15 protein-coding genes are annotated in these 17860 nt (G+C 70.8%); 11 read left to right on the forward strand and 4 right to left on the reverse strand.

Going from position 1 to position 17860, the window contains the following annotated elements; genetic code table 11:
• The first annotated feature begins 150 nt into the window (after positions 1–150).
• The 6 genes from ASG96_RS11470 (at position 151) to ASG96_RS11490 (ending at position 5115) form a co-directional block, all read left to right on the forward strand.
• Positions 151–804, forward strand: coding sequence for an MBL fold metallo-hydrolase (locus tag ASG96_RS11470; RefSeq protein WP_057587987.1), 654 nt, complete (start codon positions 151–153; stop codon positions 802–804).
• Positions 805–825: 21 nt separating this feature from the next.
• Positions 826–1632 (forward strand): ABC transporter ATP-binding protein, encoded by an 807-nt coding sequence (locus ASG96_RS11475; RefSeq protein WP_056758310.1) that lies wholly within the window; start codon positions 826–828, stop codon positions 1630–1632.
• Positions 1608–3179, forward strand: coding sequence for a hypothetical protein (locus ASG96_RS11480; RefSeq protein ID WP_057587988.1), 1572 nt, complete (start codon positions 1608–1610; stop codon positions 3177–3179). The genes ASG96_RS11475 and ASG96_RS11480 overlap by 25 nt, the downstream gene beginning before the upstream one ends.
• Positions 3180–3299: 120 nt before the next feature.
• Entirely contained in the window at positions 3300–3473 is a 174-nt protein-coding gene (locus ASG96_RS23245) for a hypothetical protein (RefSeq protein ID WP_157610807.1), read from the forward strand.
• Positions 3470–4186, forward strand: a complete 717-nt coding sequence (locus tag ASG96_RS11485) for a cytochrome b N-terminal domain-containing protein (protein ID WP_082588763.1) — start codon at positions 3470–3472, stop codon at positions 4184–4186. Before ASG96_RS23245 ends, ASG96_RS11485 begins: the two co-directional genes overlap by 4 nt.
• Entirely contained in the window at positions 4183–5115 is a 933-nt protein-coding gene (locus ASG96_RS11490; RefSeq protein WP_056758304.1) for a hypothetical protein, read from the forward strand. The genes ASG96_RS11485 and ASG96_RS11490 overlap by 4 nt, the downstream gene beginning before the upstream one ends.
• 58 nt (positions 5116–5173) lie before the next feature.
• Here the strand turns inward: ASG96_RS11490 and ppgK are convergent, their stop codons facing one another.
• The gene (gene ppgK, locus ASG96_RS11495; RefSeq protein WP_056758302.1) at positions 5174–5944 is read right to left on the reverse strand and encodes a polyphosphate--glucose phosphotransferase; all 771 of its coding nucleotides are present in this window, start codon (positions 5942–5944) and stop codon (positions 5174–5176) included.
• Positions 5945–6063: 119 nt separating this feature from the next.
• On the reverse strand, positions 6064–6942 hold the full coding sequence (gene map / locus ASG96_RS11500; RefSeq protein WP_082588762.1) for a type I methionyl aminopeptidase: 879 nt from the start codon (positions 6940–6942) through the stop codon (positions 6064–6066).
• Between the two features lie 111 nt (positions 6943–7053).
• On the opposite strand from map, the gene ASG96_RS11505 reads away from it, so the two are divergent.
• Entirely contained in the window at positions 7054–7263 is a 210-nt protein-coding gene (locus tag ASG96_RS11505; RefSeq protein WP_056758297.1) for a hypothetical protein, read from the forward strand.
• Positions 7264–7328: 65 nt separating this feature from the next.
• Here ASG96_RS11505 and panB read toward each other — a convergent pair whose 3' ends face one another.
• Complete coding sequence (panB, locus tag ASG96_RS11510) at positions 7329–8219, reverse strand: 3-methyl-2-oxobutanoate hydroxymethyltransferase (protein ID WP_057587989.1); 891 nt, start codon at positions 8217–8219, stop codon at positions 7329–7331.
• 277 nt (positions 8220–8496) lie between these two features.
• Here panB and ASG96_RS11515 point away from each other — a divergent pair, with 277 nt between their 5' ends.
• The 4 genes from ASG96_RS11515 to ASG96_RS11530 all read left to right on the forward strand — a co-directional run bounded on the left by ASG96_RS11515 (position 8497) and on the right by ASG96_RS11530 (position 16662).
• On the forward strand, positions 8497–10821 hold the full coding sequence (locus tag ASG96_RS11515; RefSeq protein ID WP_235509145.1) for an immune inhibitor A domain-containing protein: 2325 nt from the start codon (positions 8497–8499) through the stop codon (positions 10819–10821).
• Between the two features lie 155 nt (positions 10822–10976).
• Positions 10977–12314 (forward strand): type I glutamate--ammonia ligase, encoded by a 1338-nt coding sequence (gene glnA, locus ASG96_RS11520; RefSeq protein WP_056758289.1) that lies wholly within the window; start codon positions 10977–10979, stop codon positions 12312–12314.
• A gap of 50 nt (positions 12315–12364) precedes the next feature.
• Positions 12365–15397, forward strand: a complete 3033-nt coding sequence (locus ASG96_RS11525) for a bifunctional [glutamine synthetase] adenylyltransferase/[glutamine synthetase]-adenylyl-L-tyrosine phosphorylase (protein ID WP_057587991.1) — start codon at positions 12365–12367, stop codon at positions 15395–15397.
• A complete protein-coding gene (locus ASG96_RS11530) occupies positions 15394–16662 on the forward strand; it encodes an MFS transporter (RefSeq protein ID WP_056758282.1) in 1269 nt (422 codons plus the stop codon). The genes ASG96_RS11525 and ASG96_RS11530 overlap by 4 nt, the downstream gene beginning before the upstream one ends.
• A 58-nt stretch (positions 16663–16720) precedes the next feature.
• On the opposite strand, the gene ASG96_RS11535 is transcribed toward ASG96_RS11530, so the two are convergent.
• Positions 16721–17707: a peptidoglycan-binding protein gene (locus ASG96_RS11535; protein ID WP_057587992.1), complete on the reverse strand. Its 987-nt coding sequence runs from the start codon at positions 17705–17707 to the stop codon at positions 16721–16723.
• Between the last annotated feature and the right edge of the window lie 153 nt (positions 17708–17860).

A 17860-nucleotide genomic window follows, 5' to 3' on the forward strand; every position in this document is an offset into this window, starting at 1 on the left:
CGATCCCGCCGAACGACCACGCGCCGGCCCTGGGTCGGGACCGGTCCTGCCGCGAGTCTGTCACCCGACCCGGCCGGGCGCAGTGGGTTGCCCCCCGGTGCGTGCTGTGTCTCGCGGGTCGGTCGGCGGGGAGCGTGATTAGGTGGTGGCATGCGCGTGACTCACCTCGGACATGCCTGCCTCCTCGTCGAGGCCGCCGACCGCCGCATCCTCATCGACCCGGGCAGCTTCTCGTCGGGTTTCGAGGAGCTCACCGGTCTCGACGCGGTCCTCGTGACCCACAACCACGCCGACCACTTCGACCCGGCGCGGGTCGGCGCCCTGATCCGCGCCAACCCGGGCGCGACGGTGCACACCGACCCCCTCACGGCCGAGAAGCTGCGCGACGAGGGTCTGGCCGCGGAGCCGTCACGGCAGGGCGAGGACTTCGCCGTCGGCGACGTCACGGTCTCCCCGGTCGGTGAGCTGCACGCGTTCAACCACGCCGCGATGCCCCGCATCCCCAACGTCGGCGTCGTCCTGCGGGCCGCCGGTGAGCCCTCCCTCTTCCACCCGGGAGACGCCTACGACGGCGAGCCCGGGCAGGTCGACGTCCTCGCCCACCCGCTCAACGCCCCGTGGGCCGCGAGCCGCGACTCCATCGCCTTCGTCGCACGCATCGCCCCGAAGGTCTTCATCCCCATCCACGACGCGCTGCTCAGCGACGTCGGGCACCGGATGTACTCCGGCCACATCGAGCAGTTCTCCGGTGTCGAGGGCCTCACGTACACCCCGCTGCGCGACGCCGAGTCCGCGACCTTCTGACGCTCGACTCGGGGGAGTGGTATGAGTGACGTGACCGATCTGCCTGCACCGCAAGGCGACCCGACCGAGGGGCCGGCGATCGCGCTGCGCGGGCTGGGCAAGCGCTTCGGTGACCTCATCGCCGTCAAGGGGATCGACCTCGACGTGCCGCGCGGCTCGTTCTTCGGGCTCGTCGGTCCCAACGGCGCCGGCAAGACGACGACCCTCTCGATGGTGACGGGCCTGCTGCGCCCCGACGCGGGGCAGGCGTTCGTCCTGGGCCGCGACGTCTGGGACGACCCCGTCGCCGCCAAGCGGTTGATCGGCGTGCTGCCCGACGGGCTCAAGCTCTTCGACCGGCTCACCGGTCTCCAGCTGATCACGTATGCCGGCCTGCTCCGTGGCATGTCGCGCGAGCTCGCGTCCGAGCGGGCTGCCGAGCTCGTGGCGGCGCTCGGTCTCGGCGACGCGCAGGGCAAGCTCGTGGTCGACTACTCGGCCGGCATGACGAAGAAGGTGACGCTCGCGTCGGCGCTCGTGCACGCGCCTCGGGTGCTCGTGCTCGACGAGCCGTTCGAGGCGGTCGACCCGATCTCGGCGGCGACGATCCGCCGCATCCTCTCCGGCTTCGTCGAGTCCGGAGGCACGGTCGTGCTCTCGAGCCACGTCATGGACCTCGTCGAACGCATCTGCACGCACGTCGCCGTCATCTCGGACGGGCTCGTCCTCGCCGCGGGCGAGCTCGACGACGTCCGGGGTGACCGGTCCCTCGAGGAGCGGTTCGTCGACCTCGTCGGCGGGTCCACCGAGGTGGTGGGGCTCTCGTGGTTGCGCACCTCGTCCGACTGAAGCTCACCCTGCTGCGCAACATCTTCCGGCGCAGCCGGGCCCAGGCGATCGGGGCCGTCGTGGGGATCGTCTACTTCGCGGTGCTCGTGGCCGGTCTCGCCGTCATCCTCGCGTCCCTCCGCGGGTCGCTCGACGCGGCGCGCGTCGTCATCCCGCTCGCCGGAGCCGCCGGGATCGTGCTGTGGACGGTCGTGCCCCTCTTCTCCTTCGGGTCCGACCCGACGCTCGACCCGGGGCGGTTCGCAACGTTCGCCGTCCCGCACCGCGAGCTGGCGATCGGGCTCGTGGCCGCCGCGCTCGTCGGCCTGCCCGCCATCGCATCCATGGTGCTGTCGGCCGGCGTCGTCGTCGCCTGGTCCCACACCGTGGCCTCGACCGCGGTCGCCGTCGTCGCGACCGCTGTCGGGCTGCTGACGGCGATCACGACGAGCCGATGGGTCTCGGCGATCATGACCCACGCGATCTCGAGCCGTCGGGGCCGTGACGTCATCGCGGTCCTCGGTCTGCTCCTGCTCGTCGTCATCGGTCCGGCGATCTCGGTCGTCGCCAACCTCGGCGCGGGCCTGCGCGACCTCGCGACGACCGCCGCGCAGGTCGTGAGCTGGTCCCCGCTCGGCTGGGCCTGGGCCGCCCCGGGTGACGTGGCGGCGGGTGACCCCGGCACCGGACTGGTGCGGCTGGCCCTCGCCGCAGGACTGCTCGTGCTCGTCTTCCTCCAGTGGTCCAAGGTCCTGCGCGCCGAGGTCGACAACCCGCGCGCCGTCTCGCGGTCCGACTCGGGCGCCTCGGCGGGAGACGACCTCGGCCTCCTCGCCCGCCTGCCCGGCACACCGCTCGGCGCCGTCGCCGCGCGGGTGCTCACCTACTGGCGCCGCGACCCGCGGTTCCAGATCAGCATGGCCATGACGCCCGTGGTCCCGTTGGCGCTGCTCGTCCCGTTCTACACGGGCGACGTCCCATGGACACCGCTGCTCATGGGTCCGCTCGTCGCGTTCCTCCTCGGCTGGAGCGAGCACAACGCCGTCGCCTACGAGTCGGATGCCCTGTGGCTGCACATCGTCTCGGGCACGTCCGGCCGCGACGACCGTCGTGGGCGCCTCCTGCCCGACGTCCTCCTCGCCGCCGTGCTGGTGCCCGTCTACGTCGTCGTCGGGGTCGCGGTCGCCGACCGCTGGGACCTGCTGCCCGCGGCGCTCGGTCTGTCGGTGTCCCTGCTCGGTGCGGGGTATGCCGTGTCGAGCGTCATGAGCGTCGTGATGCCCTATCCCGTCCCCGAGTCGGGCGAGAGTCCCTTCAACGCGCCACCGGGGGCCGCCGGGATCACCATCGCCGCTCAGTCGATGGCGAGCATCGGCACCCTGGCGCTCGCATCACCCACGATCCTGCTCGCGTGGCTCGCCTGGCAGGGGTCACCGGCAGCGGTCTGGGCAGCCGGCGTCGTCGGTGTCCTGCTCGGCGGTCTCGTCGGCGTCGCCGGCGTCGGCGTCGGTGCGCGCCTCTACGAGCGGCGCGCGCCCGAGCTGCTGTCGGCGCTGCGACGCTCGTAGGCCGACCGCAGCAGATCCCAATCCGGTGCCGGGGGGCCGCACCTGGATCTACTCTTACGGTGTGTAGTAGATCTGCGCCGGGCAGGAGGACTCACAGCTTCGCGCTCCCGGAGGCCAGACATGATCACCCAGTACCTCGCCGCGTCCCAGCCGGTTCCCGCCGGCCCCGTCGTCCAGTGGGGGTGGCTCACGATCACGGTCGCCAACCTCCTCGTCATCCTGCTCATGATCGCCGTCTTCGTGCTCGCACTCCTGCTGCCGTTCCCGGCGCCCCCTGAGGAGGAGGACCGGTGAGCCGGGCGGCGACGCCCCTGCGCCCGGGATCTCCCGAGCCGCAGGCGCGGTCCCGGAGCAACACGTGGACGGCTGCCGTCACCCGTTGGGTCGAGGGCCTCGTCCCCCAGGGCCAGTGGCTTCCCGATCGCCAGCCGGCCTACGTCGCCTCGTGGATCTACGTCTTCGGGGTCGCCTGCCTCGCCAGCCTCGTCGTCATCATCGTCTCCGGACTGGTCCTGGCGATCGGCGGAGTCGCGTGGTGGCACACGAGCGCCCTCGGGCACTTCGTCAACTCCGTCCACCTGTGGAGCGTCGAGCTCTTCTTCGCCACCATGGTGATCCACCTGTGGGGCAAGTTCTTCATGGCCGCGTGGCGCGGCGACCGTGGACTCACCTGGGCGACAGGGGCGCTCGCCTTCTTCGGTTCGTTGGGGACAGCGTTCACGGGCTACCTCGTCCAGACCAACTTCGACGCCCAGTGGATCTCGACGCAGGCCAAGGACGGGCTCAACGCCGCGGGCATCGGCGCGTGGTTCAACGTCATGGACCTCGGCCAGATGATGCTGTGGCACGTCTCGCTGCTCCCGCTCGTCGTGGGAGCGATCGTCGTCGTGCACATCGTCCTGGTGCGCCGACACGGCGTCGTCCCACCGATCGGCGCGACCGAGCCGTCCGTCGCCCCGGGCGACCGGTCCCCGACGCAGAGCATGCCCCCTGGGGTGCAGCCATGACTCGCCGGACCGGTGGGTGGGGACCCACGCCGGACTCGCACGCCTTCCCGACGCGTCGCTATGACCTCGTCAAGGAGTTCGTCATCGCACTCGCCGCGGTCTCGGTGCTCTCCGTCGGCGCCGCACTCGTCTTCTCGTCTCCCGACGAACCGGCGATCTCCTTGCAGCAGTGGGCGCGTCAGGCGCCCGCAGACGTCGTCGCCACCGCCGCAGGCGAGCTGGCGGGGACCACGACGAGCGCTGGTTACGGTCCGCCCTACAACACGGCGGGGGAGGGCCAGAGCCTCGGTCCGGTGAACCTCCAGACGATGCCCGGGGTCACCATCCCGGTCGACTCCGCCAAGGATCTCGTCCTCGACCCGGTCCGGAGCCTCACCTCGGACCCGGCTGCGACCGCTGCGATACGCGTCTGGGACGCGGCGCCGGCGGACCGGCAGCAGGCGTGGGCCACCGCGTACGCGGACGCGCTGGCGAGCGCGCCGGACGGTGACCCGGCCAAGGTCGCCGCCGGCGACTACGGACCGGTCCCGGCCCTTGCGGCGGCCGAGCTGCGGCTCGCCGACAGCGGGGCGCTCGAGGGCCTGCTCACCTCCCGCACATCCTTCTTCGGTGCCGACAGCACCAAGGCACTGCTGCTGCTCGCCGACGGGACCCACCTGGAGGACGCGGCCCGGGCCCAGAACCTCGGTGGGGACCAGTGGGGGATCATGAACGAGACCGGCAACTACCCCGGCCAGCCGTGGCTCTGGCTCTACTCGCTGTGGTACCAGGTGCCGCCGTTCTCGACGTCCGAGAACGCGGACATCGCCGTCTGGGCCCTGATGGTCCTGCTGAGCATCGGCTTCATCTGCATCCCCTGGATCCCGGGTCTGCGCACGCTGCCACGCCATCTGGGGGTCCACCGGCTCGTCTGGCGGAGCCGACCCTGACGTGCGACGAGCGGGGGGTGGAGCGCCGGGCCCGTGCCGGGCGCTCCTCCCCGGCGGCTCAGGACCGGTCGGCAGCGATGTCGGCGGCGAGGTGGGCGGCGCCGATGATGCCGGCCTGGTTGCGCAGCTGGGCCGGGACGATCGGGCAGCGCAGCGTGAGCTTCGGCAGGAAGTCGTCGCTGTCCTTGGAGATGCCTCCGCCGACGATGATGAGGTCGGGGGAGAAGAGCTTCTCGATGGTGTCGTAGTAGGTCTGGAGGCGCTCGACGTACTCGTCCCATGACAGTCCCTCGGCGTCCTTGGCCGACGAGGCCGCGCGGTCCTCGGCGTCGTAGCCGTCGATCTCGAGGTGCCCCAGCTCGGAGTTCGGCACGAGGCGGCCGTCGTGGATCAGGGCGGTGCCGATGCCGGTGCCCAGGGTGGTGAGGATGACGAGACCCTGCACGCCCTTGGCCGCGCCGTAGTACATCTCCGCGAGACCGGCGGCGTCGGCGTCGTTGAGCACGGTCACCGCGCGGCCCGTGTGCTCCTGGATGAGGGCCTCGGCGTCGGTGTTGATCCACGACGGGTCGATGTTGGCCGCCGACAGCACGGTGCCGCGTATGACGACCGCGGGCACGGTGACGCCGATGGGGGAGTCACCCGTCACGTCGGCGAAGTGGTCGACGATCTGGTCGACGACCTCGGCCACGGCGTCGGGCGTGGCCGGCTTGGGTGTCAGGATCTTCAGCCGCTTGCCGGCGAGGTCACCGTCCACCAGGTCGACGGGGGCGCCCTTGATGCCGCTGCCGCCGATGTCGATGCCGAGAGGCTTGCCGTGCTTGGCCATGGTCCGTACTTCCTTGTCGAGGACGTGGTCGTGGGGGTCAGCTCGTGGTGCTGGGTGAGGCGGTCGTGCAGAGGTGGTGCCGAGGTGGTGCCGGGCCGACGTGCCCGGTCGACCTCGGCTCAGGCGGCGACGCCCTCGGGGAGGGTGAGGATCTCGAAGCCGCCGTCGGTGATGAGGATGGTGTGCTCGAACTGGGCCGAGCGTCTGCGGTCGCGGGTGACGACGGTCCACCGGTCGTCCCACATGTCCCACTCGTGGGTGCCGAGGTTGAGCATGGGCTCGATGGTGAACGTCATGCCGGGCTCGATGACGGTCTCGTAGTGGGGGGCCGCGTCGTAGTGCGGGACGATGAGCCCCGAGTGGAACTCCAGGCCGATGCCGTGCCCGGTGAAGTCGCGCACGACGCCGTAGCCGAAGCGCTTCGCATAGCTCTCGATGACCCGGCCGATGACGTTGATCTCGCGACCGGGACGGGCGGCGCGGATGCCGCGCATCATCGCCTCGTGGGTGCGCTCGACGAGCAGGCGCGACTCCTCGTCGACGTCGCCCACGAGATAGGTCGCGTCGGTGTCGCCGTGGACGCCGTGGATGAAGGCGGTGACGTCGATGTTGACGATGTCACCGTCCTCGAGGGGCCGGGCATCGGGGATGCCGTGACAGATGACCTCGTTGACGCTCGTGCACACCGACTTCGGGAAGCCCTTGTAGCCGAGGGGTGAGGGGTAGGCGCCGTGGTCGAGCATGTACTCGTGGGCGACGGCGTCGAGCTCGTCGGTGGTCACGCCGGGGGCGATGACCTTCGAGGCCTCGACCATGGCCGTGGCGGCGATCCGCGACGCGACGCGCATCTTCTCGACGGTCTCGGTGTCCTTGATGCGCACGTCGCCGTCCTCGCGCGGGTTGGGCACGTCGACGTAGTGCGGTCGCTCGATCGAGGCAGGCACCGGTCGTCGCGGACTGAGGGGGTGTGGTGACACCCGCGGCTGGAGCAACGGCATACGGTGGAGTCTAGGTCGTCAGCGGGTGCCGTCCACGAGGGGCGTTCACGACGCGGACCCGCTCGGCCGGGTGGCAAGTCGGAAGAGTCCGAAGAGAGAAGGAGTGCGCACGTGAGCTTCTGGTACAACGTCGACACGGGTCAGGTCGAGACCGATGAGAACCGCAGCCGCGGCGAGCAGGTGCTCGGCCCGTACGCCACCGAGGCGGAGGCGCAGGCAGCGCTCGCCACCGCCCACAAGAAGACCGAGCAGTGGGACTCCGAGGACCGCGACTGGAACGAGCGCGGTGGCTCGGCGCCGGGCGGCGACACCGACGCCTGACCACTGGCGCAGATCTGCACGCAATGCCCCGCCCGACCGGTCACGACCGGTCGGGCGGCGGCGTCTCAGGACTCGAACGAGTGCTCTGCGTCGGGGAAGGCGCCCGACTCGACGTCGGCGGCATACGCCCGGGCGGCACCGAGCAGCGTGCCGCGCAGGTCGGCGTACTTCTTGACGAAGCGCGGCGCCTTGCCGCTGCGCAGCCCCGCGAAGTCGCTCCACACGAGCACCTGCGCGTCGGTGCCGTTGCCGGCGCCGATGCCGATGGTCGGGATGCTCAGCACCTCGGTGACGCGCTCGGCGACCGGCGCCGGGACCATCTCGAGGACGACGGCGAAGGCGCCGGCGTCCTGGAGGGCGCGGGCCTCGTCGACGAGCGCGTCTGCGGCATCGCCGCGGCCCTGCACGCGGTAGCCGCCGAGCTGGTGCTCGCTCTGCGGGGTGAAGCCGACGTGCGCCATGACCGGGATGCCGGCGTCGGTGAGGGTCTTGACGAGCGGGACCATCGCCGTGCCGCCCTCGAGCTTGACGGCGTGGGCCAGCCCCTCCTTCATGAGGCGCACGGCGCTCGCGAAGCCCTGCTCGACGGACCCGCCGTAGGAGCCGAAGGGCAGGTCCGCGACGACCAGGGCGCGGCGCGCGGCCGACGACACCGCCCGGACGAGCGGGATCATCTCGTCGAGCGTGACGGGGACGGTCGTCTCGTAGCCGTAGACGTTGTTGCCCGCCGAGTCGCCGACGAGCAGCACGGGGATGCCCGCTTCGTCGAAGATCTGGGCGGCATACATGTCGTAGGCCGTGAGCATCGCCCAGCGCCGCCCCTCGACCTTCATCGCGTGCAGGTGCGGGATGCGCACCTTCCGTGGGGACGGAGCGGCGCTAGCGGCCGCGGGGGAGTCCTGGGCCCGGCTCCCGGAACCGTAGGGACTCTGTTCCTCGGGGGCGTCTGTGCTCATTCCGGGAGCATATCGGGGCCTCCGGGGAGGCCCTGACGGTCGCCGGCCGGCTTCAGGGATGCCTCTGTGACAGATGGGCTTCTCTATCCCACTCGAGGGTGGTCTGGGAAGGGTGGAGGGGTCTCTCTTTACGAAGATTTTACGTTCTTTGCGATGAACTGCCTTGCAGCACATGTTTTTTCGAATTGCCTGGCACCAGACGCCACATTGTCTGTGTTCTGTGTTCTTATACGCGAGGTGCCGGATTTGCGGCGCCTTGTGACCAGGAGGACAGATCGTGAACAAGCGCCATTGGAGTGCTGTGTCGGGGTTGGCCGTGGGGGCGCTCGTCGTCACCGGGCTGAGCTCGCCGATGCAGGCTCAGGCAACCCCCGTTGCCAAGGCCCCGGTGAGCGGAGACCCCGCAGCCGCCCAGGCCTCGCAGCCCGACAACCTGCCCAACCCCCTTGCCGACGCCCAGGCGGCCGAGCGCAAGGACGCAGTTGCCAAGCTGCTCAAGGGCGAGGCCTCGACGAAGACCATCAACGGCAACCGCGTGATCGAGGTCAAGACCAAGGGCAAGGACGGCAAGGCCGGCACGTCCCGGTACGTCAACTACCCGGTGAACCGTGAGGAGGACATCTTCACGATCCTCACGGACTTCGGCACGCTGACGAAGTCGCCGTTCGACACGACGCCCGGCCCGGTGCACAACCAGATCGCAGCGCCCGACCGCACCTGGGACGGCAGCGCGACCGACGACAACTCGACGTACTGGGTCAAGGACTTCAACCGCGACCACTACCTCGAGATGATGTTCGGCACCGGTGAGTCGTTCAAGGACTTCTACCTCAAGCAGTCCAACGGCCGCTTCCTCGCCAAGGGTGACGTCTCCGACTGGGTGACCGTCCCCTACAACGAGGCCCGCTACGGCGCCAAGAACAACGCCGACGGTTACTGGAACTACGTCAAGGACACCGCGACGGCCTGGTACAACGCGCAGCAGGCGGCCGGCAAGAGCGACGCCGACATCAAGACGTACCTCGCCCAGTTCGACAAGGTCGACCGCTACGACTACGACGGCGACGGCAACTTCAACGAGCCCGACGGCTACATCGACCACTTCCAGGCGATCCACGCCGGTGAGGGCGAGGAGGCCGGTGGCGGCGCGCAGGGCGTCAACGCCATCTGGTCGCACCGCTGGTACGCGTTCTCCAACCAGGCCGGCGTCACGGGTCCCGACTTCAACAAGCTCGGTGGCGTGCCGCTCGGCACCTCCGGCATGTGGATCGGCGACTACACGACCGAGCCCGAGAACGGCGGCCTCGGCGTCTTCTCGCACGAGTTCGGTCACGACCTCGGTCTGCCCGATCTCTACGACACCAACGGTGGCGACAACAGCACCGCCTTCTGGACGCTCATGAGCGGTGGCTCGTGGCTCAACCGCGGCAAGGACTCGATCGGCACGACGCCCGGCTACATGGGCCCGTGGGAGAAGCTCCAGCTCGGCTGGCTCGACTACAAGACGGTCCCCTTCGGTGAGGACACCACGGTCAAGCTGAGCCAGGCCGACCTCGCCACGCAGAGCGGCTCCGCGCAGGCGCTCGTCGTCCCGCTGCCCGAGCGCACCGTCACGTCCGACCGCAACACGCCGCACTCCGGCAAGGCGGAGTGGTGGAGCGGCTTCGGCGACAACCTCAACTCGACGCTCACGCGCACGGTCGACCTGACCGGTGCCAAGACCTCGGCCTCGATCAGCGCCTGGGTCCAGGGCAACCTCGAGAAGGACTACGACTACCTCTACGGCGAGGTGTCGACCGACAACGGCGCCACGTGGGCGCAGGTCGGCACGCCGGTCAACGATGTGTTCGCCTGGGCGCAGAAGTCGTGGGACCTCTCGGCCTACAAGGGCCAGACCGTTCAGTTCCGCTTCCGCGTCGCCACCGACGGTGGCGTCTCGAGCGAGGCCTTCATCGACGACGTCGCCGTCACGACCGACGGCGTCGCCGGCACGGTCGACGACGTCGAGTCGGGCGCTGGTGCCTGGACCGCCAAGGGTGGCTTCTCCGTCATCGACGGCACCACCTCCAAGCAGGTGCAGGACTTCTACCTCGCCGAGAACCGCGTCTACAGCGGTTACGACTCGACCCTGAAGACCGGCCCGTACAACTTCGGCTGGGGCACCACCAAGCCCGACTGGGTGGAGCGCTTCCCCTACCAGAACGGCATGCTCGTCTGGTTCGCCAACGGTGAGTACGGCGACAACAACACGATCGACCACCCCGGTGGCGGTCAGGTGCTGCCGGTCGACGCCCGCCCGGCGCCGGTCATGCTCAACAACGCCAACGGCACGAAGACGATGATGGGCAACCGTCGCCAGCCGTTCGACGCCACCTTCGGCCAGGAGGCCACCGACGCGATGAGCTTCCACCGCAACGGTGTCGAGACGGTCGTCCCGTCCTCGCCGGCGATCCCGACGTTCGACGACTCGGTCGTCGACCGCTACTGGTCCGCGGCGAACCCGCTCGGCTCCACCAAGGTGGCCGGCTCGGGCACGACGATGACCGTCGTGAAGACGCGTGACGGCGGCAACGAGCTGCAGGTCAAGGTCGCGTTCAAGTGACACACCCCGTGACCGCGAGGTCATGAGCGCGTCGGGCCCCCGGGACACGTCCCGGGGGCCCTTCGCGTGCCCGCCCGGCGGCACACGACGGGGCTCTCGTCCGAAAGATCGTGTGTCGCAACATCCGTGAAACAGCCATGCGGCAGGATCGACACATGAACCGTCAGGAAGAGTTCGTGCTGCGCACGATCGAAGAGCGAGACATCCGGTTCGTCCGTCTGTGGTTCACGGACGTCCTGGGCACCCTCAAGTCGGTGGCGGTCGCGCCGGCCGAGCTCGAGGGCGCCTTCGCGGAGGGCATCGGCTTCGACGGTTCGGCCATCGAGGGGTTCGCGCGCGTCTACGAGGCCGACATGCTGGCCAAGCCCGACCCGTCGACCTTCCAGATCCTGCCGTGGCGCGGTGACCCGCCCGGCACGGCGCGGATGTTCTGCGACCTGCAGCTGCCCGACGGCACGCCGAGCTTCGCCGACCCGCGGCACGTGCTGCAGCGGGCCCTCGGCAAGGCCGCCGACCTCGGCTTCACCTTCTACACCCACCCCGAGATCGAGTTCTTCCTCCTCGAGCAGGGGCGGGGACCCGACGGTCGCCCGGTCCCGGTCGACGACGCCGGCTACTTCGACCACGTGCCGCACGGCACCGGCCACGACTTCCGTCGCGCGGCGATCACGATGCTCGAGAACATGGGCATCTCCGTCGAGTTCAGCCACCACGAGGGCGCGCCCGGGCAGAACGAGATCGACCTGCGATACGCCGATGCGCTGAGCACGGCCGACAACATCCAGACGTTCCGCACGGTCGTCAAGGAGGTCGCCCTGACGCAGGGGATCTACGCGACCTTCATGCCCAAGCCGTTCTCCGAGCACCCCGGGTCGGGGATGCACACGCACCTCTCGCTCTTCGAGGGCGACTCCAACGCGTTCTTCGAGGCCGGCGCGCCCTACCAGCTGAGCAAGGTGGGCCGACAGTTCATCGCCGGTCTGCTGCGCCACGGGGCCGAGATCGCCGCCGTGACGAACCAGTGGGTCAACTCCTACAAGCGCCTGTGGGGCGGGGGAGAGGCGCCGGCCCACCTGACGTGGGGGCACAACAACCGCTCCGCCCTCGTCCGCGTGCCGATGCACAAGCCCAACAAGGGCCAGTCCACGCGTGTCGAGGTGCGGTCGCTCGACGCCGCCTGCAACCCCTACCTCGCCTTCGCGGTCCTGCTCGGTGCCGGCCTCAAGGGCATCGAGGAGGGCTACGAGCTGCCGCCCGAGACCGAGGACGACGTCTGGAGCCTCACCGACTCCGAGCGTCGCGCCATGGGCATCAAGCCGCTCCCGTCGTCGCTCGGGCGGGCGCTGGAGGTCATGGAGGAGAGCGAGCTCGTCGCCGACGTCCTCGGCGAGCACGTCTTCGACTTCTTCCTGCGCAACAAGCGGCAGGAGTGGCTCGACTACCGTCACGAGGTCAGCCGCTTCGAGCTCGACCGCTACCTGCCGCGGCTCTGACGCACCGGACCGTCTCCACGGGCCGACGACCACCGAGCGATTCGACACCGATGTCATCACGCACCAGCACGACCGAGGGAGCCCTGGCCCGGCTCGGTTTCGCCGACCCCGACCGGGCCGTCGGGCTCATCGACGACCGCGCGCTGCTGCCGATCCGTTCGGCCGTCCCCGACGGACAGCTCGACCCCCTCGCCGCCGTCATGGGTGACACCGCCGACCCCGACCAGTGCCTGCTCGGGCTGGTGCGGGTCGCGGAGTCGCTCGCCCGTCTCGGCGACCCGCCCGGTTGGGGGATCTCAGCCCTCGCGGCCGAGCTCGCGACCCCTGGCGTCGGCCGAGACCGCGTCCTCGGCGTGCTCGGGGCCTCGACGGCGCTCGTCGACGAGCTCGTCCGGCACCCGGAGCACTGGGTCGACGCCGCTCGCGCCGAGCGCCGCACGGGCGAGCAGGTGCGCAGCGACCTCGTCCATGCCGTGACCGACGAGCGTGGGGAGCACACGCCGCTCGACGCCCTGCGCATCGCGTACCGCCGAGGGCTGCTGCGCATCGCCGCGCTCGACGTCACGGCCGCCGACCCGCTCTCCGAGATGCCTGCCGTCGGTGAGGCCCTGGCCGAGCTCGCCGAGGCCGCCCTCGAGGCCGCCCTCGTCATCGCGCGCGAGGAGTTCGGCGACGGGCACGAGGTGTGCCGTCTCGCCGTCATCGGGATGGGCAAGACGGGCGGTGGGGAGCTCAACTACGTCAGCGACGTCGACGTCATCTTCGTCGCCGAGCCGGCCGACGGTGCGGACGAGGACCTCGCGCTCAAGGTGGGAACGGCCCTTGCGACGGGGGTCATGCGCGCCTGCTCGACCCCGACACCCGAGGGCAGCCTGTGGCCCGTCGACGCCGCGCTGCGTCCGGAGGGCAAGCAGGGCCCACTCGTGCGCACCATCAGCAGCCACAAGGCCTACTACGAGCGGTGGGCCAAGACGTGGGAGTTCCAGGCCCTGCTCAAGGCGTGGGTCTCCGCCGGTGACAAGGAGATCGGGCTGCGCTACAAGGCAGAGATCTCGCCGATGGTCTGGGAGGCGGCCGGGCGCGACAACTTCGTCGAGGACGTCCAGGCGATGCGGCGCCGCGTCGAGCAGCACGTCCCGGCCAACGAGGCCGCCCGCCAGCTCAAGCTCGGCCCAGGCGGCCTGCGCGACGTCGAGTTCAGCGTCCAGCTGCTCCAGCTCGTGCACGGCCGCACCGACCCGAGCCTGCGCTCCGCGACGACTCTCGAGGCGCTGTCGGCGCTGGCCCGCGGCGGCTACGTCGGACGCGACGACGCCGCCGTCCTCGACCGCGCCTACCGGCACCTGCGCTGCCTCGAGCACCGCATCCAGCTGCACCGGCTCCGCCGCACGCACCTGATGCCGGTCACGGATCCGGATCTGCGGCGGCTCGGCCGGGCCATGGGGCACCGGACCCACCCGGAGCGGGCCGTCGTGGCCGACCGCCAGGCCTCCGCCCGTGAGGTGCGTCGGCTCCACGAGCGGCTCTTCTACCGGCCGCTGCTCGCGGCCGCCGCGAAGCTGAGCCCGACCGAGGCACGCCTCAGTCCCGAGGCCGCTCGCCAGCGCCTGCTCGCCCTCGGCTTCCGTGACCCGGCCGGCGCGCTGCGCCACATCGAGGCACTGACCACCGGGGTCAGCCGTCGCGCCGCCATCCAGCGCACGCTGCTGCCCGTCATGCTCGGCTGGTTCGCCGACGAGGCCGACCCCGACGCCGGGCTCCTGTCGTTCCGTCGCGTTTCCGACGAGCTCGGCTCGACGCACTGGTACCTCAAGATGCTCCGCGACGAGGGACGGGCCGCCGACCGTCTCGCGCACTGCCTGGCCCGCAGCCGGTATGCCGCCGACCTGCTGGTCCGCTCCCCGGAGAGCGTCTCGATCCTCGGCGACGACAACGGCCTGACGCCGCGGACGCGGGAGGCGATCACGGCGACGATGCAGTCCGCGGCCGGACGGCGCGACTCGGCCGTGGACGCTGTCGCCGCGGTCCGCGCGATCCGGCGCCACGAGCTGCTCCGCATCGTCATGGGCGACCTCGTCGGGGCCGTCGACCTGCCCGGGGTGGGCGCGGCCCTGACCGACCTCACGGGGTCGACGATCCAGGTCGCCCTCGAGGCCGCGACCCGCGAGGTGGAGCGGCGCGAGGGCGAGCCCGTCGGCGGTGACATCCTCGTCGTCGCCATGGGGAGCCTCGGCGGCCGTGAGCTCGGCTACGCGTCGGACGCCGATGTCATGTTCGTCCACCAGCCACACCCGGGGTCGTCGGAGAAGGACGTCCAGGCCCGGGCGACGCTGGTCGTGCAGGAGCTGCGCAAGCTCCTCTCCGGCTCGGGCCCCGACCCGGCCCTCGGGCTCGACGCCGACCTGCGACCCGAGGGCAAGGGCGGGCCACTCGTGCGCAGCGTCGACTCGTTCCGCACCTACTACGAGCGCTGGGCCCTGACCTGGGAGTTCCAGGCCCTGCTGCGCGCCACCCCGATCGCGGGCCCGGCGTCGCTGGCCGACGCCTTCCTCGGGCTCGTGGACCCGCTGCGGTGGCCCGAGGGCGGCATCACCGAGAGCCAGGTGCGTGACATCCGCACCCTCAAGGCAAGGGTCGAGAGCGAACGCCTGCCCCGCGGTGCCGACCCGCGCACCCACATCAAGCTGGGGCGCGGTGGCCTGACCGACGTGGAGTGGGTCGTCCAGCTCCACCAGCTCGAGCACGCCCACGCGCACCCCGCCCTCCGGGTCACCGGCACGATGGCCGGCCTCGCGGCGCTCGAGTCCGACGGTCTGGTCTCGACCGAGGACGTCAGGGCGCTGCGGGAGGCCTGGCGCCTCGGTGCCCTCATGCGCAACGCCGGCGTGCTGTGGCGGGGCAGGCCGATCGACAGCGTCCCATCCGACCTGCGCGACCTCGACGGGATCGGCCGGATCATGGGGCGGTCGGCAGGTGAGGGAGCAGCGCTCGCGGAGATGTGGCGCCGGGTCGCCCGACGCTCCCGCCACGCCACGGATTTCAACTTTTACGACTCCCCGCCTCGGGGTAGCGTCGTCCCGTGAATCCGAGCCAGGGGCAGGGCGACAGCGCGCCGACGTACGCCGCCGTCCTCCGCGTTCCGCGGTACCTGCCGGTGTTCCTGGCCAACGCCCTGTCCATGTGGGGCGACTACATCGCGCGCGTCACCATCGCCGCGGTCGTCTACGAGCGCACCCGGTCCCCGCTCGCCACCGCCACGACGCTCGCGGTCAGCCTCGTGCCGACCTTCTTCGGCCGCAGCCTCATCGGTCCCGTCGTCGACCGCTTCCCCTACAAGTGGGTCCTCATCTGGTCGCACCTGTTGAGGGCAGCCTGCGTGCTGGGGCTCATGTGGCTCGTCCTTCAGGGGTCGAGCCTGTGGGTGATGTTCCTCGTCCTCTTCGGGCTCGAGCTCATCGGAGGCGCCTCGACGGCGTCCTACATGGTGCTCGTCACCGACCTCTTCGACGACCGCCACCTCTACGCCCGCGCCGTCGGTCTCGGGGCGATGTCCGAGCAGTTCAACCAGGCGATCGGCCTCGCCGTCGGCGGCGGCCTCATCGTGCTCGTCGGTCCGGAGACCGGACTCCTCTTCGACCTGCTGACGTTCGTCGTCGCGGCTCTCGTCACGCTCTTCGTCGTCGAGCTGAGGCCGGTCTCGGGCGAGCGGGGTCGTGGCCTGCGCGGTTTCGCGCGCGACCTGACGACGGCCGCGGGCGACCTCGCCCGTCACCCGGTGCTCGCACGACTCGTGACGCTGAGCGCCGTCGCCTGTCTCGGCATCGTCGCGCCCGAGGCGCTGGCCCTGCCGATCGCCGGCCAGAACGGGTGGGGCGGTGTCCTCATGGCCTCGCCGATCGTCGGTGCGGTCGTCGGCATCATCCTCATCGGGCGCCGCGACGTGCACCAGCAGAACCGCTCGATCGTCCCGCTCGCCCTGGCGATGCCGATACCCCTGCTGCTGACGGTCATCGAGCCGCCGATCTGGCTCGTGGCCGTCCTGTTCTTCGTGTCCGGGATGATGCAGGCGTTCATGGTGCCGCTCCAGGCGACCTTCGCCCTGGTGACCGAGCCGGCCCTGCGGGGCCGCATCTTCAGCCTCGCCGGGTCGGTCTCGATCGCCGCCGCCGGCCTGTCCTACCTCGCCGCCGGCTGGGTCGGGCAGCACTCGAGCGCCTACCTCGCCGTCACCATCTGCGCGGCCGTGTGCCTGGGCCTCATCGCGCTCATCGCGGCGACCTGGCCGCACAGCCGAGTGCGTTCGGCCGTCGACCACGCCTACGCGACGACGTCCTCCCGCGCCGCCTGAGCGGAGCGAGAGGACGTCCGTCCGAGGGTCCGACAAGTACGCGTGGGCCGCGCAGCCGTCAGCGCATCCCGTTGACGGCGAGCAGGGCCCGCCACGTGGACGGGTAGGCGATGCCGGTCGCCCCGAGGCCGTGCTTGCTCTGCCAGGTCTTGAGCCGACTCGTGGTGACCGAGGCGAAGGTGCCGGTCGCCGGGGACACGCCGATGGCCTGCTGCAGCGTCGTGACCGCGGGTCCTGACATGCCCGGACGCAGCACCATGCCCGAGCGGGGCACCAGCTGCTTGAGCAGGGTGCTCGCCCCGGACGGGGCCTTGACCACGGGGTAGCTCGGGCACCGCGTCGCGTTCGGGGTCGCCTGCCCCGCGGACCAGTTGAGGTCGGCGGGACGGCACGGGCCCCAGTCGACCGGGGCGACCGCCTTGGTCCAGAAGGAGGTGCGCCCGTTGGCGCCCTCCCAGGAGAGGCTGAGGTGGATGTGGTTGCGGTGGCAGGCCGTGTCGTAGGCGGACGACGGGGTGTCGGCGCAGCTGCTGTACGGGCGCCAGCCCTCCGACGAGCGGTAGGAGCTCCACATCTTGTTGTTCCAGATGATGTACATGACGCCGAGCCGCCGGGCGTTGGCGTAGCGGTTGCCGGCCTTGTCGTACGCGAGGAGCCAGGTCAGGACCGCGCCCGCCTCCGCGCGCTCGGTGGCGTTGCGGACGTTGAAGAACGTGTCGATGGCGCGACCGTCGAAGTGCTCCGAGGACGGCGTCGTGGCCGACGTGCAGGTGCGCGAGAGGCCGTACGTGTTGCCGTAGGTGGCCTGGATCAGCGTGGCGAGCTTCGCCGAGCCGGTGCGGGTGCGGAGGTCGCAGCCGGTCGGCGGGACGTAGGGCGAGAGGCCCTCGATCGCGGACGGCAGACCGGTCGGCGTCGCGGGCACGGCGACGCCGCCGCCGGCCGTGGCGTCCGGTGCTGCGGACGCGACGATGGTGGCGGCCGCGACGGCCGACATCAGCAGGCCGAGCGCGCGCAGGCGTCGAGGCAGGATGGGGTGCTTCATGGGATCTCCCAGACGGGGATGGGCGGGATCCACCCGAGCGCGAGGCAGGGTGGCAAGGGCGCGAGGGGTGGAGTGTTGTCATCCCGGGCGCGTGGAGAGAGGCCGTCAGGGAGCCTGCGAACGCGGGTGAGGCAATTTAACCCATTTGTTCGT

Origin of the sequence: Terrabacter sp. Soil810 (assembly GCF_001429645.1) — a bacterium.
Lineage (GTDB): Bacteria > Actinomycetota > Actinomycetes > Actinomycetales > Dermatophilaceae > Terrabacter.

Excerpts from the sequence above, each read along its gene's own strand:
- ASG96_RS11535 (WP_057587992.1), bottom strand. The coding sequence starts at position 17,707 with ATGAAGCACCCCATCCTGCCTCGACGCCTGCGCGCGCTCGGCCTGCTG.
- ASG96_RS11490 (WP_056758304.1), top strand. The coding sequence starts at position 4,183 with ATGACTCGCCGGACCGGTGGGTGGGGACCCACGCCGGACTCGCACGCC.
- glnA (WP_056758289.1), top strand. The coding sequence starts at position 10,977 with ATGAACCGTCAGGAAGAGTTCGTGCTGCGCACGATCGAAGAGCGAGAC.
- map (WP_082588762.1), bottom strand. The coding sequence starts at position 6,942 with ATGCCGTTGCTCCAGCCGCGGGTGTCACCACACCCCCTCAGTCCGCGA.
- panB (WP_057587989.1), bottom strand. The coding sequence starts at position 8,219 with ATGAGCACAGACGCCCCCGAGGAACAGAGTCCCTACGGTTCCGGGAGC.
- ASG96_RS11475 (WP_056758310.1), top strand. The coding sequence starts at position 826 with ATGAGTGACGTGACCGATCTGCCTGCACCGCAAGGCGACCCGACCGAG.
- ppgK (WP_056758302.1), bottom strand. The coding sequence starts at position 5,944 with ATGGCCAAGCACGGCAAGCCTCTCGGCATCGACATCGGCGGCAGCGGC.
- ASG96_RS11525 (WP_057587991.1), top strand. The coding sequence starts at position 12,365 with ATGTCATCACGCACCAGCACGACCGAGGGAGCCCTGGCCCGGCTCGGT.
- ASG96_RS11470 (WP_057587987.1), top strand. The coding sequence starts at position 151 with ATGCGCGTGACTCACCTCGGACATGCCTGCCTCCTCGTCGAGGCCGCC.
- ASG96_RS23245 (WP_157610807.1), top strand. The coding sequence starts at position 3,300 with ATGATCACCCAGTACCTCGCCGCGTCCCAGCCGGTTCCCGCCGGCCCC.